Source organism: Paenibacillus sp. NRS-1782 (assembly GCF_050467685.1).
Lineage (GTDB): Bacteria > Bacillota > Bacilli > Paenibacillales > Paenibacillaceae > Paenibacillus > Paenibacillus terrae_A.
In genome coordinates, this window is the sequence record NZ_JBITPH010000137.1 from 1 (window position 1) to 503 (window position 503).

A 503-nucleotide genomic window follows, 5' to 3' on the forward strand; every position below is an offset into this window, starting at 1 on the left:
TTTATCGCCTCCGGCTCTACAAACAATCAGATATTTTTACAATTGGCCAATAAATTAAATACTAAATTTGCCGTTGAAATACTAGTTTCAATGGGACGTTCTAATTGGGGAGAAATTCCTCATTATCTAGAATCTTTTGCTCAAGAGGTTCAAATAGCACAAAGAATAAGATACCGTTCAGGAATAATTGCAGCCTTTTTATTAATTGTTCATCCTTTATGTTCAGAATATGCTCATATCAGTTCTTTATCTTTTGGGTATCCATTTACTGAAGCGGCTGTGAATGATTGGGCGTGGGTAACTCCAAAAAACACAGAAAATATAGTACAAAAGAAAATAGTAACTTCTAGGGAAGCTGACGTATTAGTGAAATTAGGAGGCTTATTACGATATAATACGAACTTGAATTCAAACGAAACTGCAAAGCTTTACACCGAGTTTTTTGAAGATAAAAATCCATTTGATGTTATTTACACTTTACCAAAATAAAAAATTAACGCCAA

1 pseudogene is annotated in these 503 nt (G+C 32.8%); it reads left to right on the forward strand.

Annotated elements, in window-relative coordinates:
- Nucleotides 1-489 (forward strand): annotated as a pseudogene (locus ACIFQM_RS25085) (hypothetical protein); the annotation flags it as partial.
- Nucleotides 490-503: the final 14 nt, after the last annotated feature.